The 21,547-nt window shown below is 34.7% G+C and carries 16 protein-coding genes; 6 read left to right on the top strand and 10 right to left on the bottom strand.

What is annotated here, in order from left to right:
* Nucleotides 1–1,277 precede the first annotated feature (1,277 nt).
* Both BD809_RS11255 and BD809_RS11260 read right to left on the bottom strand, forming a co-directional pair.
* Nucleotides 1,278–2,816, bottom strand: coding sequence for a YifB family Mg chelatase-like AAA ATPase (locus BD809_RS11255; protein WP_148783073.1), 1,539 nt, complete (start codon nucleotides 2,814–2,816; stop codon nucleotides 1,278–1,280).
* 187 nt (nucleotides 2,817–3,003) lie between these two features.
* Nucleotides 3,004–4,341 carry an aspartate kinase gene (locus tag BD809_RS11260; protein WP_148783074.1) on the bottom strand — a complete coding sequence of 446 codons (1,338 nt, stop codon included), beginning with the start codon at nucleotides 4,339–4,341 and terminating at the stop codon, nucleotides 3,004–3,006.
* 100 nt (nucleotides 4,342–4,441) lie between these two features.
* On the opposite strand from BD809_RS11260, the gene BD809_RS11265 reads away from it, so the two are divergent.
* Nucleotides 4,442–5,086: a hypothetical protein gene (locus BD809_RS11265; protein ID WP_148783075.1), complete on the top strand. Its 645-nt coding sequence runs from the start codon at nucleotides 4,442–4,444 to the stop codon at nucleotides 5,084–5,086.
* Between the two features lie 68 nt (nucleotides 5,087–5,154).
* Here BD809_RS11265 and BD809_RS11270 read toward each other — a convergent pair whose 3' ends face one another.
* The 4 genes from BD809_RS11270 to BD809_RS11285 form a co-directional block, all read right to left on the bottom strand.
* Nucleotides 5,155–7,230, bottom strand: coding sequence for a M13 family metallopeptidase (locus BD809_RS11270; protein WP_148783076.1), 2,076 nt, complete (start codon nucleotides 7,228–7,230; stop codon nucleotides 5,155–5,157).
* Between the two features lie 137 nt (nucleotides 7,231–7,367).
* Nucleotides 7,368–7,826 (bottom strand): RES family NAD+ phosphorylase, encoded by a 459-nt coding sequence (locus BD809_RS11275; RefSeq protein ID WP_148783077.1) that lies wholly within the window; start codon nucleotides 7,824–7,826, stop codon nucleotides 7,368–7,370.
* On the bottom strand, nucleotides 7,826–8,278 hold the full coding sequence (parS, locus tag BD809_RS11280; RefSeq protein WP_148783078.1) for a type II RES/Xre toxin-antitoxin system antitoxin: 453 nt from the start codon (nucleotides 8,276–8,278) through the stop codon (nucleotides 7,826–7,828). Before parS ends, BD809_RS11275 begins: the two co-directional genes overlap by 1 nt.
* 38 nt (nucleotides 8,279–8,316) lie before the next feature.
* Complete coding sequence (locus tag BD809_RS11285; protein WP_148783079.1) at nucleotides 8,317–10,647, bottom strand: patatin-like phospholipase family protein; 2,331 nt, start codon at nucleotides 10,645–10,647, stop codon at nucleotides 8,317–8,319.
* Nucleotides 10,648–10,966: 319 nt separating this feature from the next.
* Between BD809_RS11285 and BD809_RS11290 the strand changes: the two genes are divergently transcribed.
* The 5 genes from BD809_RS11290 to BD809_RS11310 all read left to right on the top strand — a co-directional run bounded on the left by BD809_RS11290 (nucleotide 10,967) and on the right by BD809_RS11310 (nucleotide 16,927).
* Nucleotides 10,967–11,500 carry a hypothetical protein gene (locus tag BD809_RS11290; protein WP_148783080.1) on the top strand — a complete coding sequence of 178 codons (534 nt, stop codon included), beginning with the start codon at nucleotides 10,967–10,969 and terminating at the stop codon, nucleotides 11,498–11,500.
* A 271-nt stretch (nucleotides 11,501–11,771) separates the two neighbouring features.
* The gene (locus tag BD809_RS11295; RefSeq protein ID WP_148783081.1) at nucleotides 11,772–13,169 is read left to right on the top strand and encodes a response regulator; all 1,398 of its coding nucleotides are present in this window, start codon (nucleotides 11,772–11,774) and stop codon (nucleotides 13,167–13,169) included.
* 169 nt (nucleotides 13,170–13,338) lie between these two features.
* Nucleotides 13,339–14,655 (top strand): carboxypeptidase-like regulatory domain-containing protein, encoded by a 1,317-nt coding sequence (locus BD809_RS11300; protein WP_246131519.1) that lies wholly within the window; start codon nucleotides 13,339–13,341, stop codon nucleotides 14,653–14,655.
* A gap of 152 nt (nucleotides 14,656–14,807) precedes the next feature.
* The gene (locus BD809_RS11305; protein ID WP_148783082.1) at nucleotides 14,808–16,262 is read left to right on the top strand and encodes a S41 family peptidase; all 1,455 of its coding nucleotides are present in this window, start codon (nucleotides 14,808–14,810) and stop codon (nucleotides 16,260–16,262) included.
* A 74-nt stretch (nucleotides 16,263–16,336) separates the two neighbouring features.
* A complete protein-coding gene (locus BD809_RS11310; protein ID WP_148783083.1) occupies nucleotides 16,337–16,927 on the top strand; it encodes a DUF4202 domain-containing protein in 591 nt (196 codons plus the stop codon).
* 19 nt (nucleotides 16,928–16,946) lie between these two features.
* Here the strand turns inward: BD809_RS11310 and BD809_RS11315 are convergent, their stop codons facing one another.
* The 4 genes from BD809_RS11315 to BD809_RS11330 all read right to left on the bottom strand — a co-directional run bounded on the left by BD809_RS11315 (nucleotide 16,947) and on the right by BD809_RS11330 (nucleotide 21,547).
* Complete coding sequence (locus BD809_RS11315; RefSeq protein WP_148783084.1) at nucleotides 16,947–17,813, bottom strand: BadF/BadG/BcrA/BcrD ATPase family protein; 867 nt, start codon at nucleotides 17,811–17,813, stop codon at nucleotides 16,947–16,949.
* A 73-nt stretch (nucleotides 17,814–17,886) separates the two neighbouring features.
* The gene (gene gap, locus BD809_RS11320; RefSeq protein WP_148783085.1) at nucleotides 17,887–18,888 is read right to left on the bottom strand and encodes a type I glyceraldehyde-3-phosphate dehydrogenase; all 1,002 of its coding nucleotides are present in this window, start codon (nucleotides 18,886–18,888) and stop codon (nucleotides 17,887–17,889) included.
* Between the two features lie 50 nt (nucleotides 18,889–18,938).
* Nucleotides 18,939–19,925, bottom strand: coding sequence for a 6-phosphofructokinase (gene pfkA / locus BD809_RS11325; RefSeq protein ID WP_148783086.1), 987 nt, complete (start codon nucleotides 19,923–19,925; stop codon nucleotides 18,939–18,941).
* Nucleotides 19,926–20,164: 239 nt separating this feature from the next.
* Nucleotides 20,165–21,547 (bottom strand): alpha-amylase family glycosyl hydrolase, encoded by a 1,383-nt coding sequence (locus tag BD809_RS11330; protein WP_148783087.1) that lies wholly within the window; start codon nucleotides 21,545–21,547, stop codon nucleotides 20,165–20,167.

Below are 21,547 nucleotides of genomic sequence, written 5' to 3' on the forward strand. Positions count from 1 at the left end.
TTTGACTTTCATATTTTAATTCGAACAAATATAAATTAAAATTTCTTGAAAAGAGATTGCTTTTCGATTCAGATTACAACAAGAATAAAATTGCAAAAATCTACATGGATTTCATATATCGTAGCGAAGCCTATTTCGTAAAAATTACCGAAAACACCTTTAAGGTGACGATATTAGAATATCCAGTTAATTGATTTTAGTCGAAATAAGTAAAAAAATTCACAGGGCAGTAAACAAAAAAAATAGAACTTCAAACGATATTTATCTCTACAACTATTTCATTCAAACAATTTACCTACATCCACAAAAAAAGTTCGTTCGGGTTAATGAATTGTGCATCAGAACACTCTCAACTTAATACTCAGTTTACCGATAAATATTCTCGAAAAACAAAAAAAATCAATGTGCTATTAAAACTTTTATTTGATGAGAAAATAGCGTAAAGTTTTTTTTCTAGAATCCGTGGCGAAATCAAAATATAGATAGAATAATTAATCACATTTCACAAAATAAAGCTGGGCTACAAATGATAATTTAACAGTATAGACAACCTCTATAATTACATATAAACTATTTAACTATCAGAATATAAATAAAGATTATTTAAAGTATAGAATTAAGTAAAATATTTTTAAGATCACTATATAAGGTAATAGTGATTTACACGAAAATTCACTATTATTAATCGCTTTTCACAGCAATAATTATGGAATAGTGAATCATTCTTTAATCAATAGATAGTAAAGTCACTATAAATTCCTCAACCATTCTAGCACTCCATTGTGATAACAATCTAAGAACCCTTGGAGAACTCACAAATTATTATTCCACTCTTCTATCTCATGTATTTAACTAACCTTAATACAATTGAAAAAGTCACAAATAATAAAAAGAAACTTGACAACTATCCAAACAAATATAGGAACCTTTATCGACACTTTAGCATTTAAATTAATAAACAAAAATAGATCACGGCAAATGAAATAAGGAAATTTATTGAAAATTATTTCTCTCAACTTTGCTAAATTATTAACTAAAATGAATTTGAAGAAGTATGGAGATATACTATTCTCGAAAATCCAATCGAAATAAAAGGGCTAATCTCCCCAATTTGATACAAACTAATTTTGAAAAAATTTTAAATTACTTAATACAATTTCATAGTGGGCCAAAAGTCAATTCTACAATGTATAAGTTTGTTGCATTTCAATATAAAGGGGAATATTCCCTTTTAACCTAGTCAGTACAAAACAAATAAATTGATCCATAAGACTTTATCACCCCAACCAACCATCACGATCCAAACTACGATATTGGATAGCTTCTGATATATGAGTCCCATCTACTAATTCTGATCCTTCTAAATCAGCAATCGTTCTTGACACTTTTAAAATCCTATCATAGGCTCTTGCAGATAAATTTAATCGTTCCATAGCGGTTTTTAGAAGTTGTTTTGAATCTTCCTCTAAAGCACAGTATTTACGAATTTGTTTTACTCCCATTTGGGCGTTGTAATGAATATTTGTGAGTTCTTCAAAGCGCTTTGTTTGTATATCACGCGCTGCAGTGACACGTTCTCTTATCGATACACTTGACTCCCCTTTCTGTTCGTCACTTAATTTATCAAAAGGTACAGGTGTCACTTCAATGTGTATATCTATTCGATCTAATAATGGTCCTGAGATCTTACTTAAATAGCGCTGCATCTCTGCCGGTGAAGATGTCACCGGGGCATCAGGATCATTAAAATAGCCACTCGGACTCGGATTCATGCTTGCTACCAACATAAAACTGGAAGGATACGTAACAGTAAATTTTGCCCGTGAAATAGTAACCTCCCGATCTTCCAAAGGTTGTCTCATGACCTCTAAAACACTCCGTTTAAATTCTGGTAATTCATCCAGAAACAATACTCCATTGTGACTCAAGGAAATCTCTCCCGGCTGCGGATACGCGCCGCCTCCCACCAATGCTACATCAGATATGGTATGATGCGGACTCCTGAAGGGTCGTTGTGCCATAAGCCCAACATTCTCCTTTACCCTACCTACCACGCTATGAATTTTGGTAGTTTCTAAGGCTTCTTGTAAAGACATAGGAGGCAAAATACTCGGTAATCGCTTACTTAGCATTGTTTTACCACTGCCGGGTGGTCCAACGAGAATAATATTATGTCCGCCTGCTGCCGCTATTTCCATGCATCTTTTAATGCTTTCCTGTCCTTTGACATCAGCAAAATCAAATTCAGGATTATTTAATGCAGTATAAAATTCTTCTCGAGTATCTACCACAGTCTGCTCTAATTCACATTTCTCATCAAAAAAATCAATAACTTCCCGAATATTCTCAACGCCATACACCTTTAGGTTATCGACAATTGCTGCTTCTTTAGCATTTTGTTTAGGAAGAATGAACCCCTCAAAACCCTCTTCTCGCGCTTTTATCGCTATCGGCAAGGCACCTTTAATCGGTTGGAGACTACCGTCTAAGGAAAGCTCCCCCATGATAACATAATTAGCGATAGTTTCTGCTTTAATTTGAGAACTTGCGGATAGAATACCCAAGGCTAACGTAAGGTCATAAGCTGAGCCTTCTTTTCTTAAATCGGCAGGTGCCATATTGATCGTAATTTTCTTGCCGGGTAATTTATAACCGTTGTTTTGAAGTGCCGCAGCGATACGGAAACTACTTTCTTTAATCGCGTTATCGGGCAATCCTACAAGATGATATCCGATTCCTTTATTGATATTCACCTCCACAGTAATCGTGGTGGCTTCAACGCCAAAAACAGCGCTGCCGTAGACTTTAATAAGCATGGTTTTAAAAGTTTACACTAAAATAACCAAATATGTTAAACAAGCATTGAAATGTTAAAAAAATGTCTAACCAATTTATGATTATGACTCATACTCTTGAGACCAGACCGGTTGATAAATTCACTTTGGCAAAGCTTAATTCAATCCCTACAACCGGTCTTAGTACTCAAGTACAAAACAAACAAAATTAGTTAGCGCTTATAAGTGGTGCTGCGTCAAAAAGCTTAGCATTTAAGAAGCGTAAGGTTTCAATTTTCCTTTCTTTCTCTACTAAAAGAGAAATGTTATTATTGCTTCCTCCATAGGAAATCATTCGAACAGGTATATGATTTAAAATATCAAACAGTTTAGACGTTTTTTTATCATCAATTACAGCTTCTCCCACAATACAGATGATACTATAATCTTCCTGAACAGTTATATGTGCATATTGCTTGATCTCCTTGATAATTTCTTCTAAATTTTTTGTATCATCAATCGTTAGTGATATCGCGATTTCTGAGGTAGTAATCATATCTATTGCGGTTTCAAACTTATCAAACACCTCAAAGATTCTGCGCAAAAACCCATGAGCCATCAACATGCGATTTGATTTGATTTTAATAGCAGTAATACCATCCTTCGCGCTTATCGCTTTCAGCCCCATTGTTCCTATTGCATTAGAAATTACCGTTCCTTGTGCATCTGGATTAAATGTGTTTTTGAGCAATACAGGAATTTCTCTATCTACCACAGGAGATACCGTTTGCGGATGCAAGATCTTAGCTCCAAAATACGCTAATTCTGCAGCTTCATTATAAGTTAAATGCGCGATTGGGTGTGTGTTTTCGACATAGCGCGGGTCATTATTATGCAAACCATCAATATCTGTCCATATCTGCACCTCAGAAGCATTTATTGCAGCGCCTATAATCGTCGCTGTATAATCACTACCCCCTCTTTTAAGGTGACTAATATTCTCTTCCCTGTTACGGCATACAAAACCTTGTGTCAGATACACAGTCGCTGTTGGTAGATCCTCAATCTGTTCATGAAGTTTTTGTGCAACATTATTAATGTTAGGTTGATCTGTACTCTCCACATACATAAAGTCCTTGGCATATAATAACTGCACGGAACAACCGGATTCTTTTAAGAACTCAGCAAAAATTTCAGTTAACAAGGTTTCTCCACTCGTAATAATTAAAGAATTTACCTCATTAGAATAGGATTGGCAAGAGATATCGAATAGCTGTGTGATAATTCTTGACACTTTATCATATAACAAGTTTCTCGAAGTCTCTTCCTGAATGAGCTGCGCTATTAAATCAAAATGTTTTTTTTCTAATGCATCCAAATTCTTGGCTATTGCAACAGTATCTGCAAATTTGATATTCTCGGTCAGTCGTACCAGTTGATCGGTTACTCCAGACATTGCTGAGCAAACTACTATCTTAGTTTCGTTATCTCTGTTAATGATAGAAGTTACTCGTTTGAGATTCTCCACAGATCCTACGGAGGTACCTCCAAATTTTAAAACTTTCATAGCCTACAATTTATGCTGCATAATTAATCATTATTAAACTTGAAATAAAGAATTTACAATAAAATGGATATATTTGTACAATATGTTAAATATATAACAAATGAAAACGATTACTGATTGTGTACATGATATTTTAAGACACGAACCTTTTCTTGAGGATGCACTTTCCCGAGATATTATAAACTACAGTTCTCTTGCTATCGATTTGACTCCGCAAGTTGAAAAAGTGTTACGTAAGAAGGTGAAACCGGGTTCAATTATCATGGCACTGCGACGATACTCTCCAAAAAGAATTAAACAATCCCACTCGTTGCGTAATCTGGGAGATATTGTAGTTCGATCGGGAATTACTGAATATACTTTTCTTAATTCTAATAGTATCTTAACTAGTCAGTCAAATTTACTAAATGCTGTCAAGGATAATAGCAAGACTTATTTTACATACTCAAGTAATTTTCAAGAAAGTAATATTTTGGTATCCTCCTCTTTAAAAGAGGTGGTGGAAAATCATTTTAAAAATGAGACCTGTATATCGATATCTGACAATTTATCATCAATGTCTATTGAGTTACCCGAGGACAACTCCAAAACCGTAGGGTTATATTTCTATATTTTTAAACTGCTAGCATACGAAGGAATTCCGGTGTTTGAAATTATTTCAACTTCGAATTATTTTACCCTATTCCTCGAAAAGGACTTTGTAAATAAAGCTTTTTTACTTCTTAATGAAATTAAAAGCAAATAGTTTGGTAAGTTACCAAACAAAAAACCCCACGTAGGTGGGGTTTAGCTATAAGTTTTTTTAAAATCTACTTACCAGATTTGTACTCTCTTCTCGGGCGCCAAGTACATTTTATCACCTTCTTTGATGTCGAAAGCTTCATAAAAAGCAGGCACATTAAGTAACGGCTGTATAGCACGATTTGTTCCCGGAGAATGCGGATCAGTTTTGATCTGCGTACGCAATGCATCTTCTCTGATTTTGGTTCTCCAAACAGTAGCCCATGACATAAAGAAACGTTGCTCCGGAGTAAAGCCATCGATATTCTCTGGACGACCATTTTCTGCATAATACATCTGTAATCCATCATAAGCTCCAAGAACTCCACCAAGATCACCGATATTCTCACCCAAGGTGAATTTACCATTGATATATACACTATCCATTACTTCGATAGCACTATATTGTTCTGCCAATGCATCACCGCGTTCGGTAAAATTCTTCAGATCCTGCTCTGTCCACCAATTTACAAGGTTTCCATTTGCATCAAATCTAGCACCGGAATCATCAAATGCGTGCGAAATTTCGTGACCAATTACAGCACCAATTCCACCATAATTTACAGCTTCATCTGCGGTATAGTTATAAAAAGGTGGCTGAAGTATTGCTGCAGGAAAAACGATCTCATTGAATAATGGATTGAAATATGCGTTTACTGTTTGCGGAGACATTCCCCATTCAGTTTTATCAACTGGCTCGCCAATTTCTTCCATATTCTTTTTGAATGCCCATTCTGAAACAGCAGTTCTGTTTTCAAAATAGGAATTTCCTGTCTTTACACCTAATTTTGAATAGTCTTCCCATTCATCAGGATACCCTATCTTTACCGTAAATTTATCAAGTTTCTCTACTGCTTTAGCCTTTGTACTATCGCTCATCCACTCTAACGCTTCGATACGCTTTTGATAAGCTTTGATAATATTAGCAATCATTTTTTCTGCTTTAGCCTTTGCCTCTGGCGGAAATTTTGCATCTACATACAGTTGACCAATTGCCTCTCCTATTGAACCATTTACTCTTGCTAGTGCTCTTTCTTCTAAAGGTCGTTGCTTAATAGCACCGTTAAGTGTTTTGTCATAAAACTCCCAATTTGCTTGATCAATCTCTGTAGACAATGCACCCGCAGCGCGATTAACAGTTGACCAACGCATCACACGTTTAAGGTCTTCAATACTTGTATCTTTTAATACCGTTTGAAGTGCTTTCATATACTTTGGTTGCATTACAATAACGGTGTCCAAAGTTTTAGTTATCCCTAAGTCCTTTACAAATTTTGTCCAATTTACCGCCGGAGTCATTGCCGAAAGTTCTTTAATTGTTCTTGGGTTGTTGAACTTTCTCGTATCACGACTCTCCACTTTATCCAAGCGAGGTTCTGCTAATTTTGTCTCAATAGTCAAAACAGTTTCTGCAGTCTTACGTGCTTCTTCTTCTGTATCACCAACAAACTGAAGCATACGAGTTATATGATCAACATATTGTCCTCTGATTTCCTTCGATTTAGCATCTTGATCCAAATAGTAATCACGATCCGGTAGTCCAAGACCTCCTGTCGATACGTAAGCTGCATTGATCTCACTATTGCTCAAATTAGGAAAAGACACAAATCCCATAAACGGTGCAGATGCCGCGGTTTCTGTCGCCAAAACAGTTTGAATATCTTCAATAGTTTTGATGTTTTGTATTTTTTCTAAAGTCGGCACTAATGGAGCAACACCTGCTTCATTACGTGCGACCGTATCCATTATAGACTCAAAAATCAATAACGCCTTGTGCTGATCTGTTCCTTCTGCATATGCGTTTTTCTCTTTAGCCTCCTTAATGATCTCTAACACATCATTATCTGTTTGCTTTCTCAAAACTCCAAAGCCGCCCCAACGTGTTCTGTCTTCCGGAATTTCAGTGTTTTTCATCCAACTACCATTCACATAATTGTAAAAGTCTTCTTTTGGATTTACCAAAGTGTCCATATTTTCAAGAACTATTCCAGGTATTTTTTCTACCTGAGCAATGTCTTTGTTACCTTCATTTTTGGCGTCATCTTTACAACTTACAAAAGCTACCAAAAGTACTGGCAAAAAATACAAACTTTTAAATTTTGTACTCATTTAATTATTAATTTAAGATTAGTTACTTATATAAGACGTGAAAATACTCAATTTGTTACCAAAAAAATAAACAACATGCTATTTTAAGGTGTTAAGTAGATAATCAAATGATTTGCAGATTTTTGAGTGCTGTAAAACTACATGGTTAGCAATCTAGGGTCAAAACTAAAGGGCTCGACATCAATTATTTTTACACTTTTAAAGTTAGGATGACTTGGATTTAGGAGTAAATTCTGTTCTTTAGGTATGATACTACTCGGAATTTTAAAACCCACATACTTCTGTTGATGAATCCAATTCATTGTAAAATCATGATTTTCGATAGGTGGTGGTATCTTATCCCATCCCATAGGAAGCGATTGTTCAACAAAGGAGCCTACAAATTTATCGGGTATGTCAATCGTAGCAATCGACATATTATCCGGAAAAAACGACGCTGGTAAATGTGCCAGTACTTCAAGAATAGATAAAGCTGCTGATGTACTTGTATATAAAATTGCAACCCCCTTGGCATTCCATCGCCCACCAACAGTCTTTGCACCTATACCGGTCAAATCTCTTATATATTGATCTTTTGCAATTCTAAAGACGCGCATTAAGCAAAAATTCCATGTTCAATACGTACCAATTCTTCATTAAGTAATTGAAATCCAAAAGTAGTATCCAAAAGATCTTTAGGTTTTTTGGAAGCCAAAGCAATATTAGGATGCTCCATCCATCGCTTAAATCGAGTCAGATCTCCAAAAACATGCTCTCCTTTGGCATACAATTTTGCCAATTGTAAAACTTTTGAACTTGCTTCAGTAGTTAACTTTCGACTCAAAGGATATCGCTGTATGGTACGTTCTGATATATGAATAACGTGTGATAAAGCTTTGAGATCAAAATCAATAGTTTTGCCCAGATACAATAATGCTTTTTTGTCTATTCCATTTCTGGAAAGCTCTATAAAATCATACATATTACGCAAAGGCATATCGATGTTAAGATACCGTAACAGTCCTTTGTGCTCTAATCCGTCAAAATCTAATGGTGTTACTGCGCTCATATCACACTTGCTTTACGACAAAAATACAAAAAAATATGTCATTTGTCGTTATTTAGCTCCACAATTTTATCCAATTGTGGAGCGACTTCTTTTAAACGTGCTTCCATGGACCGTATTGCTATCGTAGATAAGTATCTTCCTAGCGGGAGTACAGGTTTTATTCTCAAATTATCATTATTCTTTTTCTTAGGAGCTATATTTTTTAAAGGAAGAATAGTAGTTTGTTTAAGCTTCACAGCATATCGTTCTCCTAGTTTTTGAACGATTTCTTGCGTATGACCATATCTAACGTTCCTTAAAGTTGTCAACGGTGCTGCCAACTGAGATTCGGTTTTAGCAATTTTCCGCTCCTCATCGTTAACCAAAAGAACATGCTTAATCTGCACCTTATCCATTAGTTCTGGAAAAGAGTCACGTAGCACTTTTTTAAATATCTCTTCTACTCCAATACTTACGGTACCACCAATATTGTCATAATAACCGGCATCAGCATACTGATCTGACCATTCCTGATTTGATATACCAGAATTCTCGATCTCTCCAACGGGTGTTATAAAAGGGAAGCTTGCATTGATTCGCAGCGCGGTAGACAAATCAATTGACGCATTAGTGTGTCCTGACTGCAACTTTGTAATAAAATCATTCATTCCGTTTAACGGCCGTAAATGATCATATTTTACGGGACTGATAATGTTATAATTTCCAGTCTGTGTATGCGTAGTATTTACTAGAAGTAATGGAGGAACCTTACGATCTTTATTCTGAGTAGTGGATGTTATTTGCTCATAAAATGACAAAAATTCCTTTGATAACAACCCTTCTTCCTCGCGAGCGTCAAAAAATGTTTTATGGCTTCTTTTCCATTGGTCTTCTAATAATTGTCCGCGATTACGAAAATTGAATAAGTTTGTCACACTCTTGAACAGATCCCTGCCCAAAAGGGACAATATAGCTTCTGACAAAAAATTCTCTCTATAAATGACGCTTGCCTTATACTGCAATTGCGGAAACTTTGAATCCTTCTGTTGTAAAAATCTCGCATCTCTATTGTTTAACTGAGCATCCCGTGCTTCGGCAAAAAACATTCCGTTACCAACGCCTCCTCCAGACGCGCCACTTAAGGATAATAAATTATCCTCAAAATACTTACCGTTTGTTCGTTCATACAAATAGCTATGAATTAAGAATGACCATAATCCTGCTCTAGACCCACCTCCTTCTGCGCTTACAATTAGCACCGGAAAAACCTCTTTTGACTCAATTAATTTTTTTCGAGTCTTGAGCCAATAAAACATATAGTTGTCCATCGCCATTCTTTCAGTGGACGCAGTTCTTAATTCAAGATGGTAATGGTCAGAATTTTTGGTGAGATATTCTGCTGACAAAAAACTAAGTATTAAAACAATTGAGAGTAAAGGAAGTTTAAGTTTTTTTCCTAATAGAATCAAAATAAAACTAAACATAAACAGGCTAAGTAGAGAAAGAACTAAAATTGACAATGGATTTATCAAGCTTGCCCATTTTGGTATAAAGTTTAGTACAATGAAAGATATAAGCACCATAAATCCAGCGCTAAGAATGCTACCATAAAATATATTTTTAGACACCTTTTGTAATACTATATAACTATTGAATGACAATGACAAGAAAAATAAAGCCAGTGCGCAATTGGATAAAAATAAATTACCCAAGTCTTTCTCTGTTTGGGTATTCAACGTACCTAAGGATATAATTAATGCTAGTAAGGCAATGGAAACCAGAAAAACGATCAAATTGGTTTTAGGAATTTTAAAAAATACAATCTGTAACAGTTTGTAGATCCTTGGCTCAGAAAAGAGCAATAACACAAGAATACATAACAAAAGTGTATTATCCGGATTTAAAACATCCGTATAGGTGTTTCTCAAATCAAACAATTCCATCGCATTCAAGATACTCAAGGCTGAAATGCATAATAGCAAGACCGCCAATATTCTTGGAACGATTTTACGCATATGAATTTTAACTACATATGAATAACGTCCGTTTGTATTGCGATACTGGTGCCGATAATGTTGATTAGGGACAAATCTCAAAAAATTACTCCATGTTATATCTTTATAATTGTGATAATAAAAGTATTTCGGAATATTCCAAATAAGAAAAGCTGACGTCATAAGTAAAGTAAAGTATAACGGAACTTCAAACATAAAAGCATCTGCCTGATTCAAAATCAACAATAAATCAATAGTTTGAGGAAAATGCCATAAGGCTAAATATATTGCTAAAATAAAAGCCACACTGATTACATTATTTAACAATTCTCCCAAAAGGGTCTTAAACCAAATGCTAAAAAGCTGAAAAACCCGAATTACAGAAGAGACGAACATAATGTTGTGATTTGCTGGTTAATTGGCAACTCTCTTATGATGGTAAGAGATATTGCTCCTTTGACAAATGTAAAAACAAACAATAAAAATTAAATCATAACTATGAATTAAAAAAACACATTCTATTAAAAACTTTAAGACATTCTCAATAATATTCCCATTTAAAAAAAAATTCGTAAAAATTCGTAAAGACTGAAAATATTCTACGGTTTTAACGTAATAATTTGTATATTGACCATAACAAGCAGGTTTTAATAGATTAATACTATTTATTGCGTAAGTTAAAACCTACCTTTTATGAACCCCAAAAAATCTACATATGAAAAAATTACTACTCTTTACATTCTTAATTGGTACTCAATTCGGTTTCGCCAATTTAAAGGTTGACATTTCCTATAAGCTAATGTCAGTAACCGAAAATACTGTAATCGATGGACTTGATGAAACATCAAATGAAGCTGTCATTTTTATTACGGAAAGTTTACACTTGGAGCAGGGTGTCCGAATAAAGATCAGAAACGCATGCTTAATCATATTGGGCAATCTTACGGGTGAAGGTATTTTAGATATCGATACTACTGCCACAGTTACATTAGAAGGAGATAAGCAAGGACGTATTACTTTTATAAATCGCTTACTTGCAGATGCTACCTGTCAACAAAGTACGAATCAAAAAACTTTTAAAAACATAAAAGATGTTCCTCAAGGTCTCAACTATAGCCTTTATAATTTGACGGGAAGGCTCATGGATAAAGGCGTGGTAGATGATTATATCCATAATTACAGAGACCCTAAAACATATTTAATCAAAATTGACGGATACAAATTAAGAAAAATAATTTTTAAAGGATAACAATTTTTAATGCTAGGTTTCATATCCTAAAAATCCATGGTACACTAACTGCCATGGGTTTTTTGTGTATTCAAGTTGTAGTTTTTGCATTAGTAGATACATAAAAAATTATTCTATTTTTTTGAGAAAATCAGACTACTTTCATCTTAATATCTCAAAAACCTTATGAATTTCAGGGATTTAGTATCCAAAATGGTATATTTAAAATAATATTTTTTGATAACATCCCATACCTATTTCGAAGAATTTTTAGATCGCAATTTTTAAAATTATGAAGCAACTTTTTTCATTTCGTAATGAAATGACCAAGTACACGCTGTATGGCGTTTTATTTGGATTATGTTTTCCTGCAATCGCTACCTGTTTTGATATTTCAAGGCAAGAACTTCCATTTAATTGGAATTCCGTAATAATGGTTCAACAAAACAATCCAATTCATTTTATGGTGGATACAGCACCTATATTTTTAGGATTATTCTCCATGTTTATTGGTATTAATCTAGATAAATTGAAAGCTAAGAATGAACAAGTTACTGCTGCTTCAAAAATACGCCAGGATTTTTTGGCTAATATGAGTCACGAGATACGAACTCCGATGGTAGGTGTTATTGGAATGATTGATTTATTATTCAAGAACACAGAGCTCAATCCCTTGCAAAAAGAATATGTTACCATTATACATCAATCATCTCTCAATCTTTTGGATATTTTAAATCAAATATTAGATCTCTCAAAAATTGAAGCTGGCAAATTTACTTTATCTCCAAAACCAGTACATTTTAAAACCTTAATTTCACAAAATATCAATTTATTCTTAGCTACTAGCAAGTCTAAAGATCTTTATCTCAAAACTGAAGTATCCAGTGAAATTCCTGAAACACTTCTGATTGACGCCAACAGATTTACACAGATTATGTCAAATCTAATTGGAAACGCTATTAAATTTACCAAAAAAGGGGGTATTACGATTAAAGCATTCATGGTAAGCACTAAAAAAGGATCCCTTACGATTAGAGTCGAAGTAATTGATTCGGGAATCGGTATTTCACAAAAAGATCAAAAAGAATTGTTTCAACAGTTTAGTCAATTTCATAACGAAGCAATTCTCGCTGGAGAAGGAAGTGGATTAGGCCTTACGATTTGTAAAAAATTAGTCGATCTCATGCATGGTACATTAGGTGTGCAAAGCACCCCTAGTATTGGAAGTAATTTTTGGTTCACATTTAAAACCAAAGTGGTAGATGCTTTACCCGAAAAAAGTTTGGACAAACCCCTACCCGTTACTTCATTTAATATTCATGTGCTATTAGTTGAAGATTCTGAGACAAGTATCATCGTTTCTAAACAGATTTTAAAATATTTAGGATGTACTGTAGACATAGCCAAAAATGGTCATCAAGCCCTTGAAATGTTTGAAGAAAATAAATATCAATTAATATTAATGGACATCAACCTTCCAGAAATTAATGGTATACAAACTTGTCAACTCATAAAAGAGAAAAGTAAGCACACCCCTCCCATTATTGCACTCACATCGAATGCATTGCCGGGAGATTCAGACAGATTTATCGCTCAAGGATTAGATGATTACATTACCAAGCCTTTTACCACAGAAATTATGAATATAAAATTGCAAAATTGGTTTGGAGATCATAATGGCTATCATTAAATTCTAGTTATATACTGAATAATATTACAACTGATATAGATCATGAAGTGATAAGATTTTATTTATTATCTTGTATAGATATTTCACATTCTTAAAATGTAGATCGCTAAGTTAAGAGAGTATCTTTATTAACCATAAAGTACATTTTTAGAACTTAAATACACTAGGTATGAAAACTGAATTAATGAAAAAATATAAAAAAATGATACACCTACCTATGAAGAAACTTTCTTTCATTTTTTTAGTTATATGTTTCTCATTTAAGCTAAATGCTTTTCAAGTTGAAGCACAAGAATCTTCTCAATACCAATTGTATACAGGTACCATTGAAGATAAATCAAACAATGATGCGCTACCTTCGGCAACAGTGATTTTATCAGGAACAAATATATCTACTGTTTCCAATGCTTCTGGTGAATTTTCTATTAAAGTACCGTATCAAAATAGAAATGCAAATTTAATCATTAGTTATCTAGGCTATAAAAATAAAACTGTTTCACTTGTGCAACTTCAAAACATGGAAGATGCAATCCAACTGGAAAGAACCGTTACAGAGCTAGATGAGGTGAGCATCGGCGAGCGGGATGCAAAGGAAATAATGAAACAGGTCATAAAGAAAATTCCTGATAACTATCTTGCTTCTCCAATCATCCAAACTGCCTTTTATAGAGAAACCATTCGAAAGCGAAGAACCTATGTCTCGCTCTCTGAAGCTGTGATTGATATTTATAAGAATCCGTCACCACTTAACAAGGTCGATGATGTCAAATTATTTAAGGCTCGCAAAAACACAGACTATAAACGTTTAGACACTCTTACTCTGAAACTTCAGGGAGGGCCGGCTAGTGCTTTATATTTGGATCTTGTAAAGCATCCAGAAGCTCTTTTATCAAATGACATTTTGGACAGTTACATCTTTACGATGGACAAAAGTGTTCGTATGAACAATAGAAATATGTATGTTATTAATTTTAAACAACATCCTAATATACCTGATCCAATGTATTATGGAAAATTATATATTGATGTTACTACCTATGCCCTAACCAAAGCCTCCTTTAGTCTTAACCTGGAGAACAGGAAAGAAGCAAGTAAAATTTTTGTTAGAAAAAAACCTGCAAGAGCAAAAGTGTATGCTACACAGGCCGATTATACTGTGAACTATCGTGAGGATAATAATAAATGGTATTACGGGTATAGTAAAATGGAATTAGCCTTCAAAATTAATTGGAAGAAACGATTATTCAACTCTGTATACAAATTAGATGTAGAACTTGCTGTCACCGATTGGAAAGAAAATGTTGAAAAGAAATCTCTAAAAGCTAAAGAACGTCTTAAACCAAGTACTATTTTGAGCGACAAAGCAAGTGGATTCTCTGAACCTGACTTTTGGGGGGAATACAATATTATAGAACCGGAAAAGTCAATTGAATCCGCTATTAAAAAAATCCAAAAACAGTTAAAAAAGCGAGAGGAATCAAGATAGAAAAATTTTTGAATACTAATTTATGGTATGTCGTAAGTGTTATTCTCCAAACACTGTAGAATTCCCTTATATTTAATGTATCTTGCATCCAGTGAAAGCGCAACATTTTATAGAATTTAACGTCTTTATTTAGAATTCTATCATTGGTAAAAATGAACCCGAAACATATCCTCTTTGTGTGTCTTTTTCTCTCTGAGATGCTTATTTTCGCGCAAGCTAATGCACGCCTTGAAGCTACTCAAAATGACTTATCCATTTTCAAAGCAATTCTCGAGCAAGGACACCCTACTTTATATAAACATACTAACAAATTTTCGTTAGATTCATTAGTCAGCGCCCTTAATAAAGAGACTAATAGCAGCCAACCGCTCAGCCTACTCAAAAATCTTTATAAGATTGCTAATGTTATTCGAGATGGTCATATCAATATTTATCCCCCTGCAAATTTAATATTGAATAGCACTAAATTTCCTTTGACTCTTAAGATCATACAAAATGAGGTATATAATGCTATTGAAAATGACCATATCCCGATAGGCGCAACATTAAAATCCATCAACGGAGTTCCCATTAAAAGGATTATTTCCAGCATGAAAAAATATATTCCTGTCGATGGCCACTTAGAGCAAAAAAGGCATCGTTTTATAGAGCAGAATTTCAATATCTATTATCATTTAGAATATGGGAAAAGTAAGAAGTACACTATTCATTTTATCGATTCTTTAGGAATTGAAAAAATTGTAGAGCTTACTGCAATAACACAAACAGAATTGAATATTTCACGAGATCAAGGTAATAACATACCTCCTCAATTCATCAAAAAGAGTCAAAATCCATACGTTGGCGCAAATTCAGATAAAATTTCAGTTTTGTATGATACTAAGAATCATATCGCCCTTTTAAAAATAAAAAGCTTTTCAATAGGTTCTTCTAATTTTAATAAATTGATGGATCAACTCTTTACGGAGTTTAAAAAACATAAAATTTCTAATCTCATACTTGATATCAGAAACAATCACGGGGGACTTCGTGCCAATACCTTACGATTAATGTCTTATATCACCAATGAATTTTATAAACAAAGAACAACCGAGCATATCGGTGTGTTAGAAATTCCGTTTAAGGAGTTTACCTTAGGTTCATATTATGAAGAGGAACTTGGTTTAAAAGAAAAGTTTAAAAATCATCCAGTATATAACGGATGGACTTCAAGTTTTGATAATTTAGAATCACTAATGGTTCCAACTAAAACATGGTTCACCGGTTCGGTATATGTTTTGATAAATGGAGCAACCTTAAATGAAGCTTCAGATTTTGCATTGTTAGCGAAAAATAATTCTCGAATCACGCTCGTGGGAGAGGAAACAGGCTGTTCCTACGACTCTCACAACATAGGACTCACCGTTCATTACAAACTACCTCACTCAGGAATTCAATTTAGCATCAATTTGAAAAATGTACAAAACTATGTTAGTAATCCCTCGGTCAATAAGAGCAGTGGTGTGACACCCGATCGTTTTATACCTTATACATTCAATGATCTTGTTACTTGTAACGATCCTCAACTCACCTATGTCTTACAACTACTTAGTAATAAGAAATCATAAGGTTTCACTAAATTCGATTGATTTATAATACTTCTTTTAGAAAAGAAATACCTTTGCGATTAATTACTTGATTTATGAAACAAACTTCAAAAATTAAACTTGCTTATCAGCATATCGACAGAGAAAATGCTGAAGATCCTAATAAGGAGACGATAAATGACCTGCCTGTAGCAAAAGAACTTGTTTATGGACAACGTATGACAGAAGCATTGATGCAATATTTCCCCGAAGCCTCCGAAGCCTTAAAACTTGCTGCCAGAGCACAACATATCTGCAGATGGCAAATACCTAGAGACCGTTTCCCTATGGATCGGACAGGCTATTTACAATGGCGTACGGATCTCAAAAAATTTCATGCGGATAAAGCCTCCTCAATTCTTTATCAACTAGGATATGATAAAGAAGTCATTGAACGTGTTTCTTTTTTAATTCAGAAGAAAAAATTGAAAAGAGACGAAGAAACGCAATGTCTTGAAGATACTATTTGTCTGGTATTTCTTCAATATTATTTTGAAGACTTTCTGACTAAGCATACAGATGATAAAATCATTAGTATACTGCAAAAAACGTGGGCTAAAATGTCTCCAAGAGGTCAACGCGAAGCCTTAGCACTTGATCTTTCTAATAAAGCCCAAGCTTTAATAAAGCAAGCATTGAACGCATAAAAACAGTAATTAAAAGTAGTTAATCTACTTTCACCTTTAAAACCTCTTTTCTGTAATATTCAATAATACCATCGATAGGTCGCCGCACAATATTACCGATTTTTAAATGATAAGGCCAAACAGCTGCACGTATTATATCTTCGCTAAAATGTGCTATGGATCCTATAAAGTGGATGGGGACATTCTGCGCTTCAGGAAAACAAAGCACACGCGTTTCTACAAATTCTTGAATACCTTCTGTTATTATCTTATAGAAATATCCATTACGCTCACTTGTAAAGATAAACTCTGCAAATGATGCCAAATACGTGTTAGGATTTTCTTTTTTATACAGGTTTTCTTTAATTACATCTGAGGATAAATCGTATTGCTCATTAAAAGCTTCTGCCACCTCTGGAGGCATTCTTTTGTAATAAAAATCTCGTATTAAGCGTTTTCCAAAGTAATTACCACTTGCTTCATCCATCAAAATATACCCTAAAGAATCTACTGCCATATGAATATGCTCTCCATCATAATAACAACTATTAGACCCGGTCCCTAAAATACATACGATTCCTGGTTCTGTAGTTGCAGCATACACAGCTGCCACCATATCCTCTCTCACAATCACTTCGGTAGCGTTTTCGAAAAAATCTTCAAAAATTTGCTTTAACAATGCTGCCGGTTTTTTAGTTCCACAACCTGCACCATAAAAATGCACAGTTATAATACTATCCTTATGCTTTGTAAGTTCCTCATTCTTTCGAATTCGTTCTTCTAAAACATTAGGTTTGAATACAGCAGGGTTTAATCCTTCAGTTCGTGTTTTAAAGATGATCTCTCCTTCATCTCCTAAAAGTATCCAATCGCATTTTGTAGAACCACCATCAGCCAATAAAATCATGTTGTAAGAGTTTTATCGTAAACAATTTATCTCAAAATATACTATTTTGAGATAAATCAATTACAAAATATTGTTATAAATTTCCAACGTGTTCTGATAAATCTACCAATTTGGAAGAATATCCAAACTCATTATCATACCATGAGATAAGTTTAAAGAAATTATCGTTTAAAGCAATTCCCGCTTTTGCGTCAAAAGTTGACGTACAGGTTTCCCCCACAAAATCTTGTGAAACGACATCATCTTCTGTATATCCTAGAATTCCTTTAAGTTCGTTTTCTGAAGCATGCTTCATCACTCGTTTAATTTCTTCATAAGAAACAGCTTTCTTAGTCTTAACGGTAAGATCGACAACTGATACATCTGCCGTTGGTACTCTAAAAGCCATTCCGGTAAGTTTTCCATTTAATTCCGGGATCACTTTACCTACTGCTTTTGCAGCTCCTGTTGACGACGGAATGATATTATTTAAGGCCGATCGACCTCCTCTGTAATCCTTTTTTGATGGTGCATCCACAACGGCTTGCGTTGCTGTAGCCGCATGAACGGTAGTCATCAGACCCTCAACAATCTCGAAGTTATCGTGTATTACTTTTGCTAAAGGTGCCAAACAATTTGTTGTACAGGAAGCATTCGAAACTATCGTATCTGATGCTTTCACCTCTTTATGATTCACTCCCATTACAAACATAGGCGCATCTGCAGATGGTGCAGAAATCACTACCTTCTTTGCTCCTGCCTTAAGGTGACCATTTGCTGTTCCAAGGGTAGTAAAAATCCCTGTACAATCCATAACAACATCTACACCGGCTGCATCCCATTTAAGATCTTCGGGATTACGCTCTGCGGTCACTCTTATTTTTTTATTATTGACATACAGATTTCCTTCCTTTACCTCTACTGTTCCCTTAAACTTTCCATGAACAGAATCAAATTTCAATAGATATGCTAAATGCTCGATATCCAGAAGATCATTGATAGCTACAACCTCAACGTTAGATCGCTCAGCAGCGATTCTAAACGCTATTCTTCCGATTCGACCAAATCCATTAATTCCTATTTTAATTGTACTCATACTATATTATGGTTATTTGTTGATTAAAAAAATGTGGTTACCTTTTATTACTAAACCGATGTGATATCGGCTACTTTTATTAAACGATCATGTTGATGATCTCTTTTTTCTAACGCTTGCTTTAGTGGAATGGAAGTAACGTCTTTGTGCACTATACCAATCATAATGTCTCGTTTACCTTCTAGCAGTGCTTCCACAGCTCCGACTCCGAGTTTGCTGGCTAAGACTCTATCATAACAACTTGGGGCTCCACCTCGCTGAATATGACCTAACACCGAAACACGGACTTCATATCCGTCTAGATGTTGTTCTACATGCTCGCCGAGTTCAAAAATATTTTTACCGGATTTATCACCTTCTGCAACTACTATAATACTGGAAGTTTTCCCAGTTTTCTTACTTTTTTTGAGAGAATCAATTAATCTGTCAATGCCCATATCCTCTTCTGGGATCAGAATTTCCTCTGCTCCGGCACCAATACCTGCGTTGAGTGCAATATCCCCCGCATCACGCCCCATCACTTCGATAAGGAATAAGCGGTTATGAGAGCTTGCAGTGTCTCTAATTTTATCAATAGCTTCGACCACAGTATTGAGTGCTGTATCATATCCTATGGTATAATCGGTACCATTAATATCATTATCAATTGTACCAGGTATGCCTATTACAGGAAAATCAAATTCTTCAGATAATTTTAAGGCTCCCGTAAAACTACCATCACCCCCAATAACTATTAAAGCATCGATTTGATTTGCTATTAAATTACCATGCGCCTTTTTTCTTCCTTCGCTAGTCATAAAAGCTTTGGAACGCGCAGATTTGAGAAATGTACCGCCTTTATTGATGATATTACGCACAGACCTTGCGTTAAGGGGTTCCATTTCATTATTGATCAGACCTTCATAGCCTTTATATACACCAAAACAATTCAAATCATAAAAGCTACAAGCTCTTACTACGGCACGTATTGCTGCATTCATTCCCGGTGCATCTCCACCGGAAGTAAGCACTGCTATATTTTTTAATTTTTCTGTCATCTCTCTCAAAACTATTCCTATTGTAGGTAATAACCTAATACTGCTAAAAACTAAAACGTTTTCGGTTAATAAGTTCTTTATTTTATCTTTATAAAATAAGAATTACATATTTTATGAGTGGTTTTTTAGGTATATCGTATTGAATTTATCCTAAAACTCTATTGTTTTACTTCTACAAACTAAAAACGACCCATTTCAAATGAGCCGTTTTATCCAGGGTTGCGTTTTAATAAATTGGTTTATTCTGCAATCAAAATTTTATACTCCCAGGGTTTGATAACTGTTTTCTTATTGCTATCAAAAGTCTCGGTAGTAGCAGTCATGTAATTTTTAAAGGTACCTTGTACATCCACAGACACTTCCTTAGTTACTTTACTCAAATTAGCTATAAAAACAATTTCTTGATTCGCTTTTGTACGTGAGAATGCTAAGACATTTTTATCATCAGACGTACTGATTCTTTCATAATCTGCCGCATCACTACCTCCGTTAAGCGCAGGATACTCATTTTTCAATGTACCCAGTTTTTCATATAAAGGATAGAACACTCCTTTTTGCTTAGCAATAGAATCTTTTTCAAAAAATAAAAGTCTTTTATTTAGATCATATTCTTGTCCTGAGTAAATTAGCGGCATACCCGGTGCAACATAGGATAGCGCAGCAAACACTTCCTTTGCATCTCCCATACGCTCCTCCACAGTACCGTTCCATGAATTTTCATCATGATTAGAAGTGAAGTTCATTAAGATATCATCCGCATCATACATAGTATCGATTTGATTCATTCGCTTATCCCATGCAGATACGTCTGCTTCGCCATTAGCAATTTTATTCATGACATGATGCGTGTCCCAACCATATCCCATATTGAAAGCATCGTCTAACAATTCAGGTTCCCACGCTTCTGCCAGCATGAAAACAGGCTTTATCTCTTCTAACGCAGCAGTTGTTTTGTTCCAAAATTCGACAGGTACCATTCCGGCTACATCACATCTAAAGCCATCTACATTTTGATCTGCTACCCAATACTTCATTGCGTCTCTCATTTTCTGACGCATTTCCATACTATCATAGTTCAAGTCAGCAACATCTGTCCAGTCAGTTCCTTCGGTATGGGTTATGTTACCTTCCTTATCTTTTGTATAAAACTCAGGATTAGATTTTATCCATGAATGATCCCATCCTGTGTGATTAGCAACCCAATCAAGAATTACTAACATCTCATTTTCATGCGCCACTTTTACTAAGTTTTGAAAATCTTCTAAACTACCAAACTCTGGGTTTACCTTGGTGTAATCTGAAACCGCGTAATAACTACCTAAAGAGCCTTTACTTTTAGTTGTCGAAATAGGATATACCGGCATTAACCAAATTACTTTAACGCCCAGATTTTTGAGTGTTGGAATATCCTTGGTAAAAGCGTTGAAGGATCCCTCTGATGAATATTGACGAATATTTGCTTCATAGATGACAGCCCGTTCTGCAATACTATCAATATCAAAGCGTGTCAATTGATTTTCTGATTGCTTTTTAGCTGGTTCAATTTCTTTTTCTTTTGCTGCTTTTCCGCACGACAAAAGTGCTATCATTCCTAAAATTAATGTGGTGGTAAGAATTCTCAT

Source organism: Aquimarina intermedia (assembly GCF_008124785.1).
GTDB lineage: Bacteria > Bacteroidota > Bacteroidia > Flavobacteriales > Flavobacteriaceae > Aquimarina > Aquimarina intermedia.